The sequence below is a fragment of the Roseivivax sp. CAU 1753 genome (assembly GCF_054482575.1).
Genome location: NZ_JBTLRF010000001.1, coordinates 228,432 through 247,297 on the forward strand (window position 1 = coordinate 228,432; position 18,866 = coordinate 247,297).

An 18,866-nucleotide genomic window follows, 5' to 3' on the forward strand; every position below is an offset into this window, starting at 1 on the left:
TCTTGCGCCCCGAATGTCATAAAACGCAGCTTTGCTGAAGCGGTGTCATCAATGTCTCGGGAATGGACTTGATGCTTGGGTTTTTGACCTGGTATTTCACCACATCGTTGTAGCATCGGACAAAGTGTTTCACCTGATCCCGGGTCAGACCGTTGCGCTGCAGGTAATAGGTGCTCCACGGTGCCATTCCCCATTGCGGCAACCACACCGAGTTCTGGACCCTGAAAAACATCTCTTCCACGAGGTCCGATGCCTCTTGATAATCCATGGTTCCATGCGACCAGGCAAACCCGGTGCCTTTTATGCCCAATTCTTCCGTTTGCCGCCCCACTGGCGTGATCGGGTCGCAAAACCAAAGCTGACCCAGAAAATAGTCGGGCTTGGCCTCTTCGATCAGCGCGATGGTTTCTTCATATGTCTCTCTGGTTTCTCCGGGATATCCGACGATGAAATTGGCATGTGTCGAGATGCCCGCCGCCTTGAGTTGGGGTATCGCCTCGCGATAGTTTTTGTTGCTGCATTTCTTGTTCATGTTGCGCAGCATGTCATCGCTGCCGGATTCAATGCCAAGGAACACGCCTTCGCATTTGGCCTCTCCCATCAGCTCGATGACCTCTGGATCGCCGCGATCGCAGCGATAATAGCTGTTCCATTGGAAATCGTATTTGTTGCGGATCATCATTTTCAGGATTTCGCGGAAACGTCGCTTGGGAACGTTGAATGTGTCGTCGAGAATGGTCAGGGTGGACACGGTGCCAAGGTCGTTGACCCGGTTGAGCTCTTCCTCGACCTCTGCGGTCGAGAGATAGACATACTTCCCGCTACGTTCGGGAAATCCGCAAAAGGCGCAGGCGAACGGACAGGATTTTGCCGTTCGGATGGACAGGAATTCGCCAATCTCGGATCTGTCAAAGAGGGCGTAATCGACGGGATGGTCGCCCAGCGCATTTTGTTCCGGAACGCTCGGGGTGCGGATAAGTTCTTTTCCGTCCACAAAGGCAAGATTTGCGATTGCGCCAGGGTCTGCCCCCGACTTGATTGCGCGAATGAGATCGACCAGCGCTGCCTCGCCTTCGCGGTCGATCACATAAAAGTCCGCCCCGATATACCGCAACAGCGATGCGACGTCCTCTGGGCTACCGCCGCTTGATAAACTGGACACATAGGGCCCACCAACGACGATCTTGACGGTTGAATTATGTGCTCTGATGAATTCGATGATTTCAAGGATCGGGCGGGGATTGACGTAGAGTGTCGTTGTGATGGCGACCGCAATGGGGTTGTGCGTCGCCAACAGCGTCTTCAGCTTTTCCTTTTCAAGTTGAAACAGGTTTACATGATCAAAGCTCAGCCCGTGCTTGTCCAGGTATGATCCCAGATAAAGAATTGTCGGCCACATGAAATCCATATCATGGTATTTTTTCCGTTCCGAATGGTTTTCGTTCGCGTTGAACCGGGAAAAAATATCCAATGGCCTCAGATAGCGATCCTCGATTTCCACGCAAGACAGCCGATAATCGCGAAATGCACCGGAGTGGGTTCCGGTTGCTTCGATAAGCCGGACATTTTCATCAAAATCAGCGTCGTTGTAACCAATGATAATGCAATCGGTTTGGGCCATGGTACCCCCTGCAGGCATCGCTTGCACGAAAGCTTAGCGAACTCGGCACCAAGTACAAAAAGAATTCTGCCGGGTCCCGGCCGGGTCATTCTGCTGCGCAGATCCGCAGGACCAACGCGCTTGACGGACTGTGTGGAAGTTCGTTACGCTCAATCAAGCTTTAACCGATCATTCATCGGGTCGGAATTTCGAAAGTCTTTGATATAAAAGGCGTTTCCCGAGCGCATCGCAATTATGTTTATGCCTGAGCATTCTGCTTCCATTGTCGATGTTCTGCGATGGCGGGCAGGTATGACGCCCGGGCGGATTGCGTTCACATTTCTCGGGGGCAGGGCCGCTACGCCGATATCGCTCAGCTATGCTGAATTGGATGGCCTGGCGCGTTCCGTGGGCGCATTTCTGCAAAACCTGGGTGCCAAAGGCGAACGCGCAGCGCTTTTGATGCCGAACGGTCTGGAATTCATCGGTGCATTTTTCGGTTGTCTCTGTGGCGGTGTTGTGGCGGTTCCATGCGCGCCGCTTCACGCGACCGGCGATGCCAGCGGTTTCGAAGCCATTTTGCAGGATACGGGTGCGAAATTCGTTTTGGGAACGCGGGCGACCATTGCGCGCACACGACGCATGCTGCCGCAATCGTCCGATGCGATCACATGGATCGATATCGCGAGTGTCAATGAGGGGGCGCCCGCAAATTGGGTGCCGCCGAAGCTTGAAAGTCAGTCTCTCGCCTTTCTTCAATACACTTCCGGGTCGACGGGACAGCCCAAGGGGGTGATGGTCAGCCACGGCAATATTCTGGCCAATCAGAACATGATCCGCTCTGCCTTCGCGCATGATGCTGAATCGACGATTGTCGGCTGGTTGCCGATGTTTCACGACATGGGCCTTATCGGCAATGTGATGCAGCCTGTGTTTTGCGGGTCTCGCGGTGTGCTGCTTTCGCCCGCGTCATTCATTCAGCGCCCAATCCGGTGGCTGGAGACGATATCGCAATTCAAAGGTCGAACATCCGGCGGGCCCAATTTCGCCTTTGACCTCTGCGTTGAACGGTTCGATCCCGATCAATGCATCGATCTCGACCTGAGCAGTTGGACCATCGCGTTCAATGGTGCCGAACCGATCGATGCGCAAACGATGGAACGGTTTGCCAGGACGTTCGAACCTTATGGCTTTGACAGTCGCGCCTTTCTTCCGTGCTACGGCCTTGCCGAGGCCACCTTGTTCGTCACGGGTGCGGACCCGGCAGCGCCGCTGGTGGTGCAATCCGTCGATCGTGAGGCGCTCACGTCCAACCGGATCGTCGCCAGAGACGGCAAGGGCGGCGTGACCACCGAACTGGTCGGCTGCGGTCACACGCGTCACGGCGGACGGGTCGAGATCGTCAATCCAGAAACGCATCGCCGGTGCCCGGATGACGAAATCGGCGAGGTCTGGGTGTCCGGGGAACAGGTTGCGAAGGGGTATTGGAACAATCCGCATGCGACGGCACAGACCTTCGGTGTCGGCGTGTCAGGGGCCGAAACCGGCACGGAGAACGCATATCTTCGGACCGGGGATCTTGGTTTTGTATCCGGGGGTCAGCTTTACATCGCCGGGCGCAAGAAAGATCTGATCATCCTACGCGGTCGCAATCTCTGGCCCCAGGATATCGAGAAGACGGCCACCGGTTGTCACGAGGCGTTGCGGGACAATCGTGGTGCCGCGTTCGCGGATCGGAGCGCCGGGCAAGATGCCGTGTCGCTTGTGCTTGAACTGAAACGCAACGCCCAGCGTTCTGGTGATCTGGCGCTAATATGCCGGGAGGTGCGCGCGGCTGTCACACGGGCGCATAACGTACCGGTGTCGACGGTTGCGCTGGTCCGAAGCGGGACTCTGCCCATGACCACCAGCGGCAAGGTGCGACGACGTCTTTGCCGCAAGATGCTGCGGGACGGCGAGCTGGCAATCGAACGCCAGGATTCGAGGCCAGCGGCAGGCACGGATGCCTTGCCGCTGCCATTGACCCGCCCGGCATTGTTGGCGATGCGCAGGACCGAACGGTGCCACAGCCTGACGGCGCATCTGGAAACCTATGTGGCGGCGCTGACCGGCGCCCCGCGCTCGGAGATCCTGCCCGACGCATCGCTGTCCGCGCTGGGAGTGGACTCTCTCGCGGCGGCGCGCTTGGCCCATCACATCGAAACGGCCTTTGGCACACCGGTCTCGATGGCGCAGCTGATCGGGGCGCGGTCGCTCGCGGAATGCGCCCGGCAGATCGCGGATCGCATCGGCGGCATCCCCCCGTCATCGCGCGCGGTCCCGGTCAGTGGTGACGGTTCGGGTCCGTCGATGACGGCGGGGCAACGTGCGCTGTGGTTTTTGCAGTCTCTTGCCCCCGACAGCACCGCCTATAACGTCACCGTTGCCGCGCGCGTTCCGGGACGACTCGATATCCCCGCGCTGCGGCAGGCTTTTCAGCACCTCGTCGATCGCCACGACGTTCTGCGCGCCCGTTTCGATGCGAAAGACGGATCGCCCTACTGCGAAATTCGTCCGTCGCAAGAGGCATGGCTGATCCATCGCGACTTGTCCCAAGAGGCAAACCGGTTGACCGATGCAGAAATGCTGGCCGAAGCGCGCCATGTCTTCGGATTGAAGAACGCGCCACTGCTGCGCATCCTGCTGTTCACGGGGCCGGGGCGGGACCCGGTGTTGGTGGCCAGCGCGCACCACCTGATCGTTGACTTCTGGTCCTTGTCGCTGCTGTTGCGGGACCTCGGCGTGATGTACGACGCGATGCTTTCAGGTCGGACCGCGCAGATTCCCCCGCAGCCCGCCAGCTATCTGGACTTCGTGGCGGAGGAAGACGCCCGGTCGCGCGATCCCGAGTTTCAGTCCGCCATTGCCCAGTGGGGCGCGCGGATCGAAACCTGCCCGTTTGCGACGGACCTGCCGTTCGATCGCCCCTTCGAAAACGCGCAACCGGTCGTTTCACAGGTGGCGGTTGCGCTTTCGCCGAAGGTAAGACGCGGCCTTGCCGATCTGGCGAAGCGTCACGACACAAGCCTCTTTACGGTGCTTCTGGCGGCTTGGCAGGCTGCCCTGAAGCGCCTTACCGGGCAGGCGCGGTTCACTGTCGGCACGCTGACCTCCTTGCGTGCAAGTGCGCGGTTTGCGGACACGGTTGGCTATTTCGTGAATCCGATCGTCATTCCGTGCGATCTGTCCGGAAACCCGAATGCCGATTGCCTTGTCCAGGCGGTCGCCCGTGCAGCGCGAGAGGCGTTCGGGCGCGGTGACATTCCGTATTCCCAGCTTGTCGAGCACCTGCGTCCAACGCGCCAACTTGGACGGACCCCCTTGTTTTCCACGATGTTCAACTGGCAACAGTCGCCGCTGCCGGATCAACCCGACCTGACGCGCATGGCGCTGGGGATTGACGGCGGGTGCATTCCCTTGGGCGGGCTGGGCCTGAGACCCATCCCGGTGCCGCGTGACGCGCTGGATGGCGTCATGGAACTGGCGCTTGGGCGCGTGGGCGCAGGGATCGGGGGCCACCTGGCCTTTGACGCCAACCTGTTCGATCCCGAAACGGCGCAACGGGCGGCCGAGACGTTCTGCGAGACCGCGCAGGCGTTGTCTGAAGCGGCATCCGGGTCCGTCCCGAAGCGGCGTGCTGGCGTCGCCCCGGTGATGGCAGCGACAGACCGCCACGTGGAAGATCCCTTCGGGACGGACCCGGTCAGTCTTGACGCCGTGTTCCAGCGCACCGTTGCCGCGACACCGGACAGAATAGCCATCGCGGATGACCAAAGGCAGATGACCTACCGCGCATTGGGTCGACGCTGCGCAAAGGTCGCGCAACGCCTGTTCGCGCTGGGAAATCAGTCCTCGCGCGATGCGTCCTTTCCATTGGTCGCCGTGCTGACCGGGCAAAACGCGCATTTTGCAATCGGTGCGTTTGCGGTGCTGCAGACCGGTCAGGGCTTTGTGCCCCTGGCAGCCGGTGACCCGACAGAAAGAAACGCGTTCAAGCTGATGGATTGCGGGGCGGGGATACTGATCACCGAGACCGTGCTTGTGGAGGACGCGCTTGCGGTTGCACGGCGCGCCGGGTGTATCGACCACATCATTGTCATCGATGGCGCGCCATCCGTGCCGCAATCCGCGGGTGCGCCGGAACTGCATGACGGCGCAGGCTTCACCCATGGCGGGTCTGCGCCCATCGCCCCTGCACAGCCGCATCAAGCCGCCTACGCCATCTACACCTCCGGAACGTCCTCTGGTCAGCCGAAGGGTGTGGTGGTCACGCAAGACAACCTTTTGGCCCTGCTGGCGTGGCAACAGGCGCATGTGACGCCCAAAGCGGGGGCGCGGTCGGCACTCGCCTTGTCCGTGACCTTCGATGTCGGGCTGTGGGAGGTTCTCTCGACACTCCTGAGCGGTGGAACCCTGCTGGTTCCCAGCGAGGCGCATCGCAAAGAGCCGCGCCGCTATCTGGACTTCGTCAACCGACACGCGGCGACCATGATCTACGCGACACCGACCGTGATGCGCGAAGCCCTGACCGGTGGGTCACCGGCGTCGGTATCGACCATCCTGCTTATTGGCGAGACGCTGCAACCCGATCTGTTGCAGCATCTGTTGGACCGATCCCCGGCGGGCTGTCGCATCATCAACGCCTATGGGCCGACCGAGGCGACGGTCTATGCGTCGCTCTTTTCAACCGACCGCGGGGCCTGGCAAAAGCGGGCCGAGAAGCGCGACGTGCCCGTCGGAACCAGTGTTGCGCAGACCGACATTCAGGTTCTCGACCATGGGAAAACGGTTCCGAACGGGCGCAGCGGTGAAGTTTTCATCGGCGGTCGGGGCGTCGCTTCGTGTTACTTGAACCGGTCCGATCAGACCGCGGCAGCCTTCCTGCCGGATCCCATGTCCGCGCATCCCGGAGCGCGCCGCTACCGTACCGGCGATCTGGGGGCTTTTTCCGATGACGGCGCGTTGCACTTTCACGGGCGGATCGATCACCAGGTGAAGGTTCGCGGGTTCCGCGTCGAGCCGCAAGAAATCGAGACGGTTTTGAACCGGCACCCGGCAATCGTCGAAGCGGCCGTGATCCCTGCAACCGGGGCGGACCTGTCCATTGAGCTGGTTGCCTGTGTTGTCGTGCGCGACGGATGGAACGCCGACGGACATGATCTCAGGACGTTTGCGTCTGCCACCCTGCCGGAATACATGGTGCCCGCGCGTTTTCTTGGCTTCCCCGGGTTTCCGCGCACGCAAAGCGGAAAGCTGGATCGCAAGGCAATCGGGATCGAAACGGGCCAACCGCTGAATGCGGGACGGCCATTTGCCGCGCCCCGGACAAAGTTCGAGGCGCTCGTTGCCGGGGCGTGGTCGGAGGCGCTGGAAATTGACCGGATCGGTATTCACGACAACTTTTTCGATCTGGGCGGGCATTCCCTGAAAGCCTCGAAGATACATGCCCGGCTGCAAGACCGTACCGGCCTCGAATTCCCCGTGGCTGCCCTGTTCGAACATGCCGATATTCAGTCCCTTGCCGCGTATCTCGAAGACTGCAGCGATGCCGCCGTGGCGGCTGATCTCGCGCGCCCATCGACCGGCGCGAACCATCCGGGCGCGCGCTCATGGTAATACAGGCGCCAGGCACGCTGTCCTACAGCCAGGAACGCTTTTGGTTTCTGCACCAATTGGACCCCGATTGCGCCTACTACCACGAATGCGTGCAGGTCTGCATCCGTGGGCCGTTGAACGTAACGCTGCTGGAAACGGCGCTAGCAGAGGTTATCCGGCGCCATCATGTGCTGAGGAGCAATTTCCGGCGCCGCGAAGGTCGCCCGACGTCCCATTTGCGCACAGCACCCGGATTTTCGCTGCCGCTTGTCGATCTTGCCGGTCTGCCCGACCCTGACAAAACAGACCTTGTGCAACAGCTTGCACAGAAAGAGGCGCATGGCCGCCTCGATCTGGAGGCAGACCTTCCCATTCGGGCAAAATTGCTCCGATGCAGGATGCAGGAGCACGTACTGATCCTGACTTTGCATCACATCGTTGCCGACACCTGGTCCATGGGCATCATACTCACAGAACTGCAAACCCTGTTTGCAGCATGGGGTCGCGGCGCACCATCGCCAATGCCTGAATTGCCCCTCCAATACGAGGATATCGCGCGGTCCGAGCGGTCAGCCGGGACGGCCGCAAAACGTGCGGAGCACCTGCGGTACTGGACGTCGCAACTGGCCGGCATCCAGCCATGTCTTGCCCTGCCGACCGACCGGCAACGCGGGGCAGGGCAGGGCACGCATGGGGCCCGTGTCGCTTTTGGTTTGGATGCGTTCGCGAGTTCGAACATCCGCGCGCTGGCCCGGCGTCAAGGGGTCACGCTGTTCATGGTTCTGCTCGCGGCATTCAAGGTCGTATTGCATCGATACACCGCCGAGACCGATATCGTCGTTGCGTCACCGGTCTCAAACCGCGTGTCGCGCGCTTCGGAAACCCTGATCGGTCCGTTCCTGAACGTTCTGTTGCTGCGCACCGATCTGTCGGGCGACCCAAGCTTTGCCAGGCTTGTGGAGCGGGTGAAAACGACCTGCGCCCGGGGGTTTTCGCATGCCGAGGCACCGCTGCAATCGGTCATACGCCAGACACCTGAACTTCGGGCTCAGCCTGCCCATCCGTTCAACGTGATGTTCGCGCTGCAAAACGCGCCACTGCCCAGGATGCAGCTTGGCGACATGGCGCTTTCGACTCTCGATCTCGACAGGCAGAGCGCTGTTTTCGATCTGGATCTGCAGATATGGGACGGCGCACCGACCCTTCATGGATGGCTTCACTACCGGACCGAGCTTTTCGATGCCGCGACGGTGAACCGGATGGTCGGCCATCTTGAAACCGCCTTGGGTGCTGTTGTGGCCGCGCCCGAGTGCCGCATTTCCGAATTGCCGCTGTTGTCCGCGCAAGAAGTGCGCACGCAACGGCTAACTTGGAACGCGACCGCGACCGATCCGCCGCCGGTCGCGTGCGTGCACGCGGCCATCGAAGCGCAGGCGACAAGGACCCCGGACGCCACCGCCGTGGTCTTCGAGAATGCCCGCCTGAGCTTCGCCGGATTGCAGCGGCGCGCGAACCGGCTGGCGCATCATCTGCGCGCGTCAGGCGTCGGGCCGGACGACGTGGTTGGCCTGTGCATGGCGCGATCCGATGACCTTGTGGTGGCATTGCTTGCCGTGCTGAAGGCCGGGGGCGCGTTCCTGCCGCTCGATCCCGATCTCCCGCCGGATCGTCTGGCGCTGATGGTGCAAACCTCCCGACCGGTATGCGTGCTGGCCGATATTCCGCGGCGCGCGTTGCCGTTCGCGACCGACGTCCTGTCGGAACTGGCGTTGGAAACGCAGCCGGACACGCCGCCCGGCATTTGCGTCTTGCCGGACAACCTTGCCTACGTGCTTTTTACATCCGGGTCGACGGGAGCACCCAAGGGGGTGGGGATCAGCCACCGGGCGCTGCTCAACCGGCTGTGTTGGATGCAAGCGGCCTACGCGCTCGATGCAAATGACAGGGTGCTTCAGAAGACACCGTTTTCGTTCGACGTGTCTGTCTGGGAGTTCTTCTGGCCGTTGATCACCGGTGCGACGCTGGTGATGGCCCGCCCGAAAGGCCATCTGGACGCGGCCTACCTGATCGATACGATTGAACGCGAACACATCAGCACCCTGCATTTTGTCCCCTCGATGCTGAGACGCTTTCTGGATGCCAAAGGGGCGGAGACCTGCCGAAGGCTGCGACGGGTGATATGCAGCGGGGAAGAATTGCCGCCTGATCTGGCCCGGCAATGCCTTGAGAAACTGCCCGCGAGCGTGCACAACCTTTATGGCCCGACAGAGGCCGCCATCGATGTCGCGGCCTGGCACTGCACCTCAATCGGCGCTTTCATTCCAATCGGTCGGCCCGTCGCGAACACACAGCTTTACGTGACGGACAAGCGACATCAGCTTGCGCCAATTGGCGTGGCTGGTGAATTGGTCATCGGCGGCGCGCAGGTGGCGCGGGGGTATATCCGGCGCCCGGATCTCACGGCAGAGCGGTTTGTCCCCGATCCTTTCCATCCAACTGGCACGGGTCAGCGTCTTTACCGGACCGGCGACAAGGTGAGTGCGTCACCAGATGGCGTGCTGCGTTTTCACGGGCGGCTCGATCGCCAGGTGAAATGGAACGGCGCGCGCATCGAATTGGCCGAGGTCGAACTGACGCTCGAAAAGCACCCGGAGGTTCGGCAAGCCATGGTCGAACTGGTCGTATCGCGGGCGGGGCAGCCGGATTTATGTGCGTTTGTCGTGTCCGAACCCGGATGCCGTCTAAAACAGGCCGAGCTGAGGCGCTTTCTCGGGGCCAGTCTGCCGGATCATTCGGTGCCGTCGCGGATTGTTCAGTTGGATGAGTTCCCGCTGTCGTCAAACGGCAAGCTGGATCGGAAGGCGATTTTGAAATCGCTCGACACGTTCGAGATCGGCGACCCGGACGCGCGCCAGAAAAAGCAGGGTGCAGAGCCTCTGACAGCGTTGCAGCAGCAGATCCTGGATGTGTGGCGCCAGCTATTCGACCGACGCACCATCAGCATCGAGGATGATTTCTTCGATCTGGGCGGGCATTCCATGTTGGCGGTTCAATTCGTCAATCAGCTTTACAAGGCCCATGGTATAGAGATCTCGGTCGGGCTGCTTTTCGACAGGCCCACGGTCATCGGCCTGTCCGAAGCGATTGAAACCGAGCGCTGGTTGGCCGCCGCGCCGGACGCGGATGAGGCCGCCGAGACCGTTGGATTTGAGATCTGAAGAGGTGACTTCTATGGAGAACCATACCGAAACTCGCCCAAGACTTCGACAGCAGGAACGCTACTGGCGCGAGCAACTGTCAGAGGCCACGCCGACGCTTGATCCCTGCCTTGATACCGCACGTCCAGCGGCGCCGGCTTACATGCGGGATGATCTGGAGTTCCGCTTTTCCGATAAGATGACCGCGCGCATCGGGACATTCTGCCAAGACCGCGACCTCAATGTGCTGGTCCTCTTTCTTGTCGCGGTCAAGGTCGGCTGGGTACAGCGCGGAGCCGATGAACGCTTGCCGATCGGCGTGGCCTCCGTGGAGCGCGAGGAGCCAGCCCCGGACCCGGCCCGCTGCTTTGTTAATTCCCTGCCGATCATGGCCGATATCGGGGAAAACCTGACCGGTGCCGAGGCGATCGACATCACGCGAGCGGCTGTTCGCGACGCGGCAAGGCACAGCGATCTGCCCTTCGCCGACATGGTCGGGCTGAGCGCCCATGACCCGATGTCGTCGCGCGCGCCGATCTTTCAGACCATGATGCTGGCCTTTGATCTGAGCGACCGCTGGACGGAGCCCGGAAAGGCACTCGGCCAGGACAACATTGCCGATGTGTCCACCGCATGCGACGCCGTGTTCCAATTGTCCAAGGCCGATCAATCGCTGCGCCTCCATTGCCAGTATGACACAGAGGTTTTTTCAAGCGATACCTTGCAGCGCAGCCTGTCGCAGATCGCGCGGATCGTCGAGGCGATCACTGCCGATCCAATGGCGCGCTTTGCAGACATGCAATTGATGGGCAGGAACGAAAAGCATCTGGTGGTCGACGGGTGGAACCAGACCGACGCGCCCACGCCGCACGACAAATCGTTTGTCGCCCTGTTTCAAGAGCGCGTCGGCTTGCACCCTGACGCCATCGCCGCGCAATACGGCGTGCAACAGCTTACCTACGCGGAACTCGACCGGCGCGCGGACCGGGCCGCGCAGAATCTCCGCGCCGCCGGTATCGGACCCGAAGACCTTGTCGCCTTGCTGAGCCTGCGGACCCTGGACCTTCTCGTCGCGATCCTGGGCGTCTGGAAGGCGGGCGCGGCCTATGTGCCGCTGGACCCCATGCATCCCCCCAGGCGCATTGCCGCGGTGCTGCAGCAGAGCGCGGCGGCACTTGTCGTGACAGGGCCCGGGCAGGCGCGGTTGCTCGAAGACGCGCTGGCGGGGCTTGGCGCCGACGCACGACCGATACGGATGTCGAGCGCCGACCTTCTGCAGGCATCGACGGTCACGGTGAACGAACCGGTCTGGACCGACCCGAATTGCCTGGCCTACACGATCTTCACATCCGGCTCGACCGGGACGCCCAAAGGCGCGATGGTCGAGCAACGGGGCATGATCAACCATCTGTTTGCCAAGATCCACGATCTTCAGATTGGTCCGGAGGATACCCTGGCGGCCACGGCGTCGCCGTGTTTCGATATCTCGGTTTGGCAGTTGGTGGCGGCGCTGCTGGTCGGCGGGCGCGTGCTGGTGGTCACGGAAGAGGTCGCCGAAGACCCGGTTCGTCTTCTCGAACTTGTCGCGCGAGAGCGCATCACGATCCTGCAGACCGTGCCGTCCTTTCTGAAGGCGGTCTTGCAGCATTCGACCGCCGCATCGCCGTCGCTCGGACAGCTGAGATGGCTGATATCGACCGGAGAGGCGCTTGCCCCGAAGCTGTGCCGACGATGGTTCGACCGTTATCCCGACATACCGGTCCTCAATGCCTATGGCCCGACCGAATGCTCGGACGACGTCACCCATCAGACACTGACGGCAGCGAACGTCCATGGCGATACCGTGTCGATCGGCAGCCCGCTGGCCAACACCCGGATATACGTGACCGACGCCCGGCTTGCCCCCAGACCCATAGGAGGGCGGGGCGAATTGATGGTGGGCGGTATCGGCGTCGGGCGCGGGTATCGCGGCAATCCGCGGCAAACCGCGGAAACCTTCATCCCCGATCCGTTTTCCGCGCACCCCGGCGCGCGGCTTTACCGCACCGGGGATTGCGCGAAATGGTCGAATGACGGGTCGCTGGAGTATATCGGTCGTCTGGATCATCAATTGAAGCTGCGCGGATTTCGGGTCGAGCCGCACGACATCGAAACGGTGCTCCGACAGCATCCGGATGTCTCGGACGTCGTGATCAAGACCATCGAGGCGCATGACGGGGATCTGGCGCTGGTGGCGTATCTTTGCAGTGCGCAGAGCCTGCCTGCGGTCGAGGCGCACGACTTCGCCAAGGCCCGGTTGCCGGTGTATATGCTTCCTGCAGCCTATGTCGTCATGCCGGAGTTTCCGCTGAATTCGAACGGGAAAATCGATCGCGCCGCTCTGCCTGCGCCGATGCCGGAAGATCGACCGACGGGCGACACATACGATGCGCCGCGTGGCCCGACGGAAATCGCGTTGGCGGAACGATGGGCCGTGCTGTTCAGGATCGAACGCGTCGGGCGGCACGACAATTTTCTGGATCTCGGCGGTCACTCGCTTTTGGCCACTCAACTGGTATCCTGGGTCTACGATGTGATGCAGGTAAAACTGTCGATCCGCGACGTCTTCAACGCGCCATATGTCGATGCATTGGCGGCGCATATCGACGCCATTCGCATCGCCCATGAGGTTCAGCGCCCGGGCGGCGCCGCGGAAGAGGAGGTTGTCTTGTGATCCGGTGTCGCGGGGCAGTCCGCGTCCAGTTCCCGACGGAGGTGCGCTAGATGCGACACGTTCTCGACCTTCTGACCGAGTTGAGGCGGCGCGGCGTTCGCATTCAGGCGGATGGCGATCAGCTTCGGTTGAATGCGCGCCCCGACGCCATCACCGACGACCTGAAAGCCAGGATTACCGCCAACAAGCCAGAGCTTCTGGAAATGCTGCGCCGCGCCCAGAAATCCCCGATGTCCGAAGCGGACCGGATCGAGCGCAGACAGGGTAACACCCCTTGGCCCTTGTCATTCGCCCAGAAACGCCTGTGGGCGATGGATCGGCTGGGATCGAAGAGCATGGCCTACGTCACCCAGGTTCCGGTGCGCCTTGAGGGGCGTCTCAACCTCGAAGCGTGGCGTCAGAGCCTGGCCGAGTTCGTGCGTCGGCACGAGATCCTGCGCTCTACCGTCACGTGTGTCGATGATGAGCCACGGATGAGCGTTCGGCTGGCCTGCATCGACGACATGCCGCTGGTCGATCTGCGGTCCCTTCCGAAGGATGACAAGGCGGACCTGGTGCGCCAGCTGATCGCCGACGATGCCGGTTTTCCGTTTGACCTCGCGCAGGGGCCCTTGGTCCGGTTCAGGCTGCTGTGGGTCGACCGGGACGACTATGTCCTGCTGATGGTCTTTCATCACATCGTCGCCGATGGATGGACCTTGGGTGTCATGGCAAAAGAGCTTCTGGCTCTTTACGAGGCCTACCTGGGCGGCGTGCCATCGCCACTTCCCGAATTGCCCCTGCAATTCAGCGACTACGCGTTGTGGCAACGCGACCGGCTGAATGGCGCGCGCATGGAAGAGCTGACGACGTATTGGACGCACCGCCTGTCGGGCCTGCCGCCACTTCTCGACCTACCCACGGATCGCCCGCGCCCGGATGTGGCGTCCTATCGCGGCGCGTCGCTTCCGTTCACGCTGCCCAAAGACCTCGACGATGCCCTGACCAACCTGGCAAATACCGAACGTGTCAGCCGGTTCATGGTCTTGCTGGCCGCCTTCAATGCCCTGCTGCACCGCTATACCAATACCGATGATATCGCGGTCGGATCGGTGGTCGCAAACCGCAGCCGCAGCGAGCTTGAAGATCTCGTGGGGTGTTTCATCAACACCATCGTTCTGCGCAACGACCTGTCCGGCGATCCGACCTTTCAGGAGCTGTTGCAACGCTGCCGCCAAACCGCGCTCGACGCCTTCGACCATCAGGAACTGCCCTTCGACAAGCTTGTCGAACTCATGCAACCAAGGCGAAGCCTGAGCCACAGCCCGCTGTTTCAGGTCATGATGCTGTTGCAGAACGCGCCGCTTCCGCAATTCGGGCATATTGGCCTCGATGTGAGCGCATTGAACGTCGAAAACAACGTCGCGCCCTTCGATTTGTCCTTTTCGATCTTCGACGAAAAGTCCGGCTGGGCGTTTCCAAGCGAACATCGTCTTGCCGGCGAGAATTGGTTGGGCACCGTCATCTACAGCACCGACCTTTTCGACCGCTCCACGATCGAAAGGATCCTCCGGCAATTCCGGCAATTGCTTCTGTCGATTACCGAAGCGCCTGACGCGCGGATCAGCAGACTTCGGATATTCGATGATGAAAGGCCGTCCGGGCCCACGGCACAGGACGGGCACGCGCTGGCATTGAGCGATACCGCGACAATCCATCGCCGGTTCGAGGAACAGGTACGAAAGTCGCCCGATGCCATCGCAGTGAGCGACGGTGGCGCGCAATGGAGCTATCGCGCGCTGAACCGACGGGCCAACCAATTGGCGCGGCATCTGTGCAAGATGGGCGTCGGGGCGGAAACATGTGTCGGGCTGTATCTCGATCGCGGTCCGAACCTGATCATCGCGATGCTCGCGGTTCTGAAGGCGTCGGGGGCATATGTTCCGCTGGATCCCGCGCTGAAGAGCGACCGGACCAACGCGATCATTGCCGACGCGGGTCTGTCGCTTGTTCTGACCGCCGACGCGCATCGGGAGGCGCTGGTCGGGCGGGGCGACGGGCCATCGATCCTGTCGCTCGACGACGCCTTGCCATCGATGACACAAGAGATGCCCGAGGACTTGCCGGGCACCGCTTTGGCCGACAATCTGGCATATGTCATCTACACATCGGGTTCGACGGGCCGACCGAAGGGGGTGGGTGTGTCGCACGCAAACGTCGCCCATCTGATGCGCGCGGCGCGTGATCTTTACGATTGCGACAGCAAAGACACCTGGTCGCTGTTTCACTCGGCTGCGTTTGACTTTTCAGTCTGGGAAATCTGGGGCGCGCTCTTGCAGGGTGGCCGGTTGGCAATCGTGTCGCATCTCACGGCGCGTGACCCCGAAGCGGTCGTTGACCTGATCGCGCGCGAGCGGGTCACAATGCTCAATCAGACACCGTCCGCGTTCACGCAACTGGCAAACGTGCTCGGGCCGGAGCCGCAAAAGCACGCCTTGCGACACGTCGTATTCGGCGGCGAACGCCTTGACCCGTCGCAGCTTGATCCGTGGTTCGCGCGCCATGGCGATGGCCAACCGCGCCTGACCAACATGTACGGCATCACCGAAACGACGGTGCACGTGACGCATCGGCGCATGGCGATGGGCGCGACCGACACCGGGCGCAGTCTGATCGGCGCGCCGATACCGGGCACCCACATCCACCTGATCGATCCCAACGGTGGGGCGGCCCCGGTGGGGACGGTGGCCGAGATCCATGTGTCGGGCGACGGCCTTGCGCGGGGTTACCTCAATCGACCGGCCATGACGGCAGACGCCTTTGTTCCCAATGCCGAAGGGCGTGCCGGTTCGCGGATGTACCGGTCGGGAGATCTGGGGCGACGGCTTTCGGACGGCGATCTCGAATATCTGGGGCGCCGCGACGATCAGGTGAAAATCCGCGGCTACCGCATCGAGCCGGGCGAGGTGGAAGCGTGCCTTCGGGACTGTCCCGGTGTGCGGGAGGCCGTTGTGATCGCGCGCGCATCTCGCGACAACGACGTGGAACTGGTCGCCTATACGGTAGCTTCCTCAGGCCAGATGCCAAGTGCGCACGCGCTTTTCGAATTTATGTCCGAGAGGGTCCCGGGTTACATGGTGCCAAGCGCCTTCATTCACCTCGACGCCCTGCCGCTTACACCGAATGGGAAATTGAACCGCGCCGCGCTTTTGCCTGTCGACGCGGTCCATGCCGTGCCCGACAGGGGGTTCGAGGCACCCGCCAACGAACTTGAAACCTATCTCGCTGAGGTGAGCGCCGACATTCTGGGATTGGATGCGGTCAGCGTGGCCGACAACTTTTTCGAAATCGGAGGGCATTCGCTTCTTGCGGCCAAGCTCATCACGCGGGTCCGAAGCGAACGCCAACTGCAACTTTCGCTGCGGGTGATCTTCAAGCATCCGACCATTCGCGAAATGGCCAAGGCCATTGCAGCCCAATCCTCTGCGCAGCAGGCCCCGGTCGCGGCGATCCCAAGAGCATTTCGTGCGGCATATTCGGTGTCATTGAAACCGGACGAGCGGCGCGGCTGAGGGCCGGTTTCAGGTAGCCCCGATCTCGTGCGCGCGCGCATCGCATTCCAGCGGGGCGTCGAAATTGCCAAAGGTCACCAGCTGATCGACATAGGTCGTGACAAATGACGCGATGGAACCGGCTTGTTCATATTGATGCACATGCCGGCATTCGTGGGAAATCAGCCGGTCGCTCACGGCGCCCGAAACCAGATAGATGCCGTGGCCGAACGTGATGCCGATCATCGTCGGTCCCAGAAGTCCGAGGTTCAGCACTGCCATCCGAAGATCCGGATCGACGGGCGGGGGGACCCGGTCGACGACGGCAATCCGCACGTCTTCCGGTCTGGCAACGCCGACAGCACGGGCAAGGTCGGTTTGGTGAGGATCGAGCGGCACGCCGGTTCGGCGGATCACCGACGATTGATCTTCCGCCCAGGCGATGGCGCGGTGGATCAGGCGCGACAGGTCATGCGGTGCCATCGACGGTGTCGTCAATGTGCCGCAACGCGTTCCAGTCGACCGCTCCCCGCGAGTGTCGCAAGATCGATATCCGCGATGCAGCGCACATTGGACTCGTCCAGCATCAGATCGCCCTCGATATGAACCGTTCCCTCGGCCTTGTCGAAGTTGGCATGTCCGATTTCCGACGCCGCGGTGTCCAGTTCGATGCCAAGAACGGTTCCGCCTCTTGTATCGGTGAACTGAACATGGACAAAACCGCGCTTCAGCGCGTCCTCCAACAGATAGACCGTTTTTTTCGGTTGAAGCCAGGCCGTCACCGGATGCGTCCCGTCACACAGGAACGCGACCAGATCATCGCGGGGGTCAGCCGGTTCTTGCGCTTCCTGTTCAAGCCGTTGGGCGGCCTCGCGTTCCAGTTCGGGGCGGCGCTCTTGCAGCTCTGCCATCTTTTTGCGCAGGCTGAGCGGGCGCATATCCGTCCAGACCTCGTTGATATGCGACAGGCACTCCGATTTCGGACCCTGCTTTCCGGCCCGGTCCCAGCCACCCGGCAGGTCGCGTCCGACCGGCCATATGGAGTATTGCTCCTCGTGGTTCACGACGACGTCGTAAACCGTGGTGTCATCTTCGTCTGTCAATTGGGGTCACTCACGCTTTGATGTGCCGGTAATCGCGTCTGCGGCACCATTTCGAAATCGCTCGGCGCGCTGAAAGCCAACCTCTGCGCGCAGAAATCCCGCCATTCACGCGTCACCTCTATGGGGATCACATCTTCGCCGTGAAACATGCTTTTGGTGACGGTGTGGTCTTGGTGCAGGAAGACGACCGTCTCGGCGTTCAACGTTGCGGCGTCGCCGATCAGCTGATCGAAGGCCTGAAGGTCACGCATCCTGTAGGCGCGGCAATACCCCCGTTGACGAGGTTCATGCCCCGAAGCCTGTGCGCGCAGGGCAAGATAGCGCGCGACCGCCAGGTGTTCGGCGGCGAGGGCAATGTCGTAGGGTGTTCTGTTGTCGCGACCTTTCGACACGATGTCGGCACCCGCCTCGACCAGCAAGGTCGTCATGTCCATCCGACCGGTGCCCGCGGCGTAATTCAACGCGGACCAGCCATGGTCCGGATCGCGGGCATCCACGTCGTGTCCCGCGGCGATCAGGTCTTTTGCCGACACGATATCACCGCGCCGCACGGCGTCGATCAATGCAATTTCATCCATCGCGCAATCCCGCGTCAGTCGTTCGCGTCGGCGCAAGGATCAGAGCATCAACGCCATTCGGAACCGCCATTTGCTTTGCGTACATGCCGTCGGCATCCACGCACCGGGGCCTCGCGTTTCCGATCGCTCGCGACCGGTGCGAAGTCTCAGCCTTTGCCGAAAGTCCGTCGCGAAAATTCCTTTTTGATCCAGCCCTGTCGGGGGCCTTCTTCTCTTTGTTCGCGCGCTTCGTGGTCGCTGTTGATGGCGTGCATTTGCAGTCGGGTCAGATATGCAATTGCCTCGTTGATTGCGTGTGCGTGACCAAACTCATTGGCGGCAAATTCGATCTTGTCGTCGCCGAGAGATCCCTTAATTGAGATTTGTACGTCTGCCATTTTCCAGCCTTTCTGGATGTCTGCTTGCAGTGGCTGCGGGGCATGGTCGAAAATCCGCAAAACCTGCGCTGACCCGCGCAATCAAGGTACCGTGCGAGGTGTCATCAGTCAATCTAAACGAGAATCCCGCAAGC

At 61.4% G+C, this 18,866-nt stretch carries 9 protein-coding genes; 4 read left to right on the top strand and 5 right to left on the bottom strand.

Annotation, left to right across the window (positions count from 1 at the left end; genetic code table 11):
* Window positions 1-16: 16 nt before the first annotated feature.
* Complete coding sequence (locus tag ACXYMN_RS01110) at window positions 17-1,621, bottom strand: PhpK family radical SAM P-methyltransferase (protein WP_459011531.1); 1,605 nt, start codon at window positions 1,619-1,621, stop codon at window positions 17-19.
* A 240-nt stretch (window positions 1,622-1,861) separates the two neighbouring features.
* Here ACXYMN_RS01110 and ACXYMN_RS01115 point away from each other — a divergent pair, with 240 nt between their 5' ends.
* The 4 genes from ACXYMN_RS01115 to ACXYMN_RS01130 are packed head-to-tail and all read left to right on the top strand — an operon-like array spanning window position 1,862 to window position 16,695.
* On the top strand, window positions 1,862-7,255 hold the full coding sequence (locus tag ACXYMN_RS01115; RefSeq protein WP_459011532.1) for an amino acid adenylation domain-containing protein: 5,394 nt from the start codon (window positions 1,862-1,864) through the stop codon (window positions 7,253-7,255).
* Window positions 7,249-10,452, top strand: a complete 3,204-nt coding sequence (locus tag ACXYMN_RS01120) for a non-ribosomal peptide synthetase (protein WP_459011533.1) — start codon at window positions 7,249-7,251, stop codon at window positions 10,450-10,452. Before ACXYMN_RS01115 ends, ACXYMN_RS01120 begins: the two co-directional genes overlap by 7 nt.
* Before the next feature lie 13 nt (window positions 10,453-10,465).
* Entirely contained in the window at window positions 10,466-13,144 is a 2,679-nt protein-coding gene (locus tag ACXYMN_RS01125; protein WP_459011534.1) for a non-ribosomal peptide synthetase, read from the top strand.
* Between the two features lie 50 nt (window positions 13,145-13,194).
* Window positions 13,195-16,695, top strand: coding sequence for a non-ribosomal peptide synthetase (locus ACXYMN_RS01130; protein ID WP_459011535.1), 3,501 nt, complete (start codon window positions 13,195-13,197; stop codon window positions 16,693-16,695).
* Window positions 16,696-16,704: 9 nt separating this feature from the next.
* Here ACXYMN_RS01130 and ACXYMN_RS01135 read toward each other — a convergent pair whose 3' ends face one another.
* From ACXYMN_RS01135 to ACXYMN_RS01150, 4 genes are all read right to left on the bottom strand, one after another.
* On the bottom strand, window positions 16,705-17,157 hold the full coding sequence (locus ACXYMN_RS01135; RefSeq protein WP_459011536.1) for a hypothetical protein: 453 nt from the start codon (window positions 17,155-17,157) through the stop codon (window positions 16,705-16,707).
* A gap of 11 nt (window positions 17,158-17,168) precedes the next feature.
* Complete coding sequence (locus ACXYMN_RS01140; RefSeq protein WP_459011537.1) at window positions 17,169-17,777, bottom strand: MbtH family NRPS accessory protein; 609 nt, start codon at window positions 17,775-17,777, stop codon at window positions 17,169-17,171.
* Window positions 17,774-18,355 (bottom strand): ankyrin repeat domain-containing protein, encoded by a 582-nt coding sequence (locus tag ACXYMN_RS01145; protein WP_459011539.1) that lies wholly within the window; start codon window positions 18,353-18,355, stop codon window positions 17,774-17,776. The genes ACXYMN_RS01140 and ACXYMN_RS01145 overlap by 4 nt, the downstream gene beginning before the upstream one ends.
* Before the next feature lie 146 nt (window positions 18,356-18,501).
* On the bottom strand, window positions 18,502-18,732 hold the full coding sequence (locus ACXYMN_RS01150; protein ID WP_459011540.1) for a hypothetical protein: 231 nt from the start codon (window positions 18,730-18,732) through the stop codon (window positions 18,502-18,504).
* Window positions 18,733-18,866 lie beyond the last annotated feature (134 nt).

Excerpts from the sequence above, each read along its gene's own strand:
- ACXYMN_RS01130 (WP_459011535.1), top strand. The coding sequence starts at position 13,195 with ATGCGACACGTTCTCGACCTTCTGACCGAGTTGAGGCGGCGCGGCGTT.
- ACXYMN_RS01110 (WP_459011531.1), bottom strand. The coding sequence starts at position 1,621 with ATGGCCCAAACCGATTGCATTATCATTGGTTACAACGACGCTGATTTT.
- ACXYMN_RS01115 (WP_459011532.1), top strand. The coding sequence starts at position 1,862 with ATGCCTGAGCATTCTGCTTCCATTGTCGATGTTCTGCGATGGCGGGCA.
- ACXYMN_RS01145 (WP_459011539.1), bottom strand. The coding sequence starts at position 18,355 with ATGGATGAAATTGCATTGATCGACGCCGTGCGGCGCGGTGATATCGTG.
- ACXYMN_RS01135 (WP_459011536.1), bottom strand. The coding sequence starts at position 17,157 with ATGGCACCGCATGACCTGTCGCGCCTGATCCACCGCGCCATCGCCTGG.
- ACXYMN_RS01150 (WP_459011540.1), bottom strand. The coding sequence starts at position 18,732 with ATGGCAGACGTACAAATCTCAATTAAGGGATCTCTCGGCGACGACAAG.
- ACXYMN_RS01120 (WP_459011533.1), top strand. The coding sequence starts at position 7,249 with ATGGTAATACAGGCGCCAGGCACGCTGTCCTACAGCCAGGAACGCTTT.
- ACXYMN_RS01125 (WP_459011534.1), top strand. The coding sequence starts at position 10,466 with ATGGAGAACCATACCGAAACTCGCCCAAGACTTCGACAGCAGGAACGC.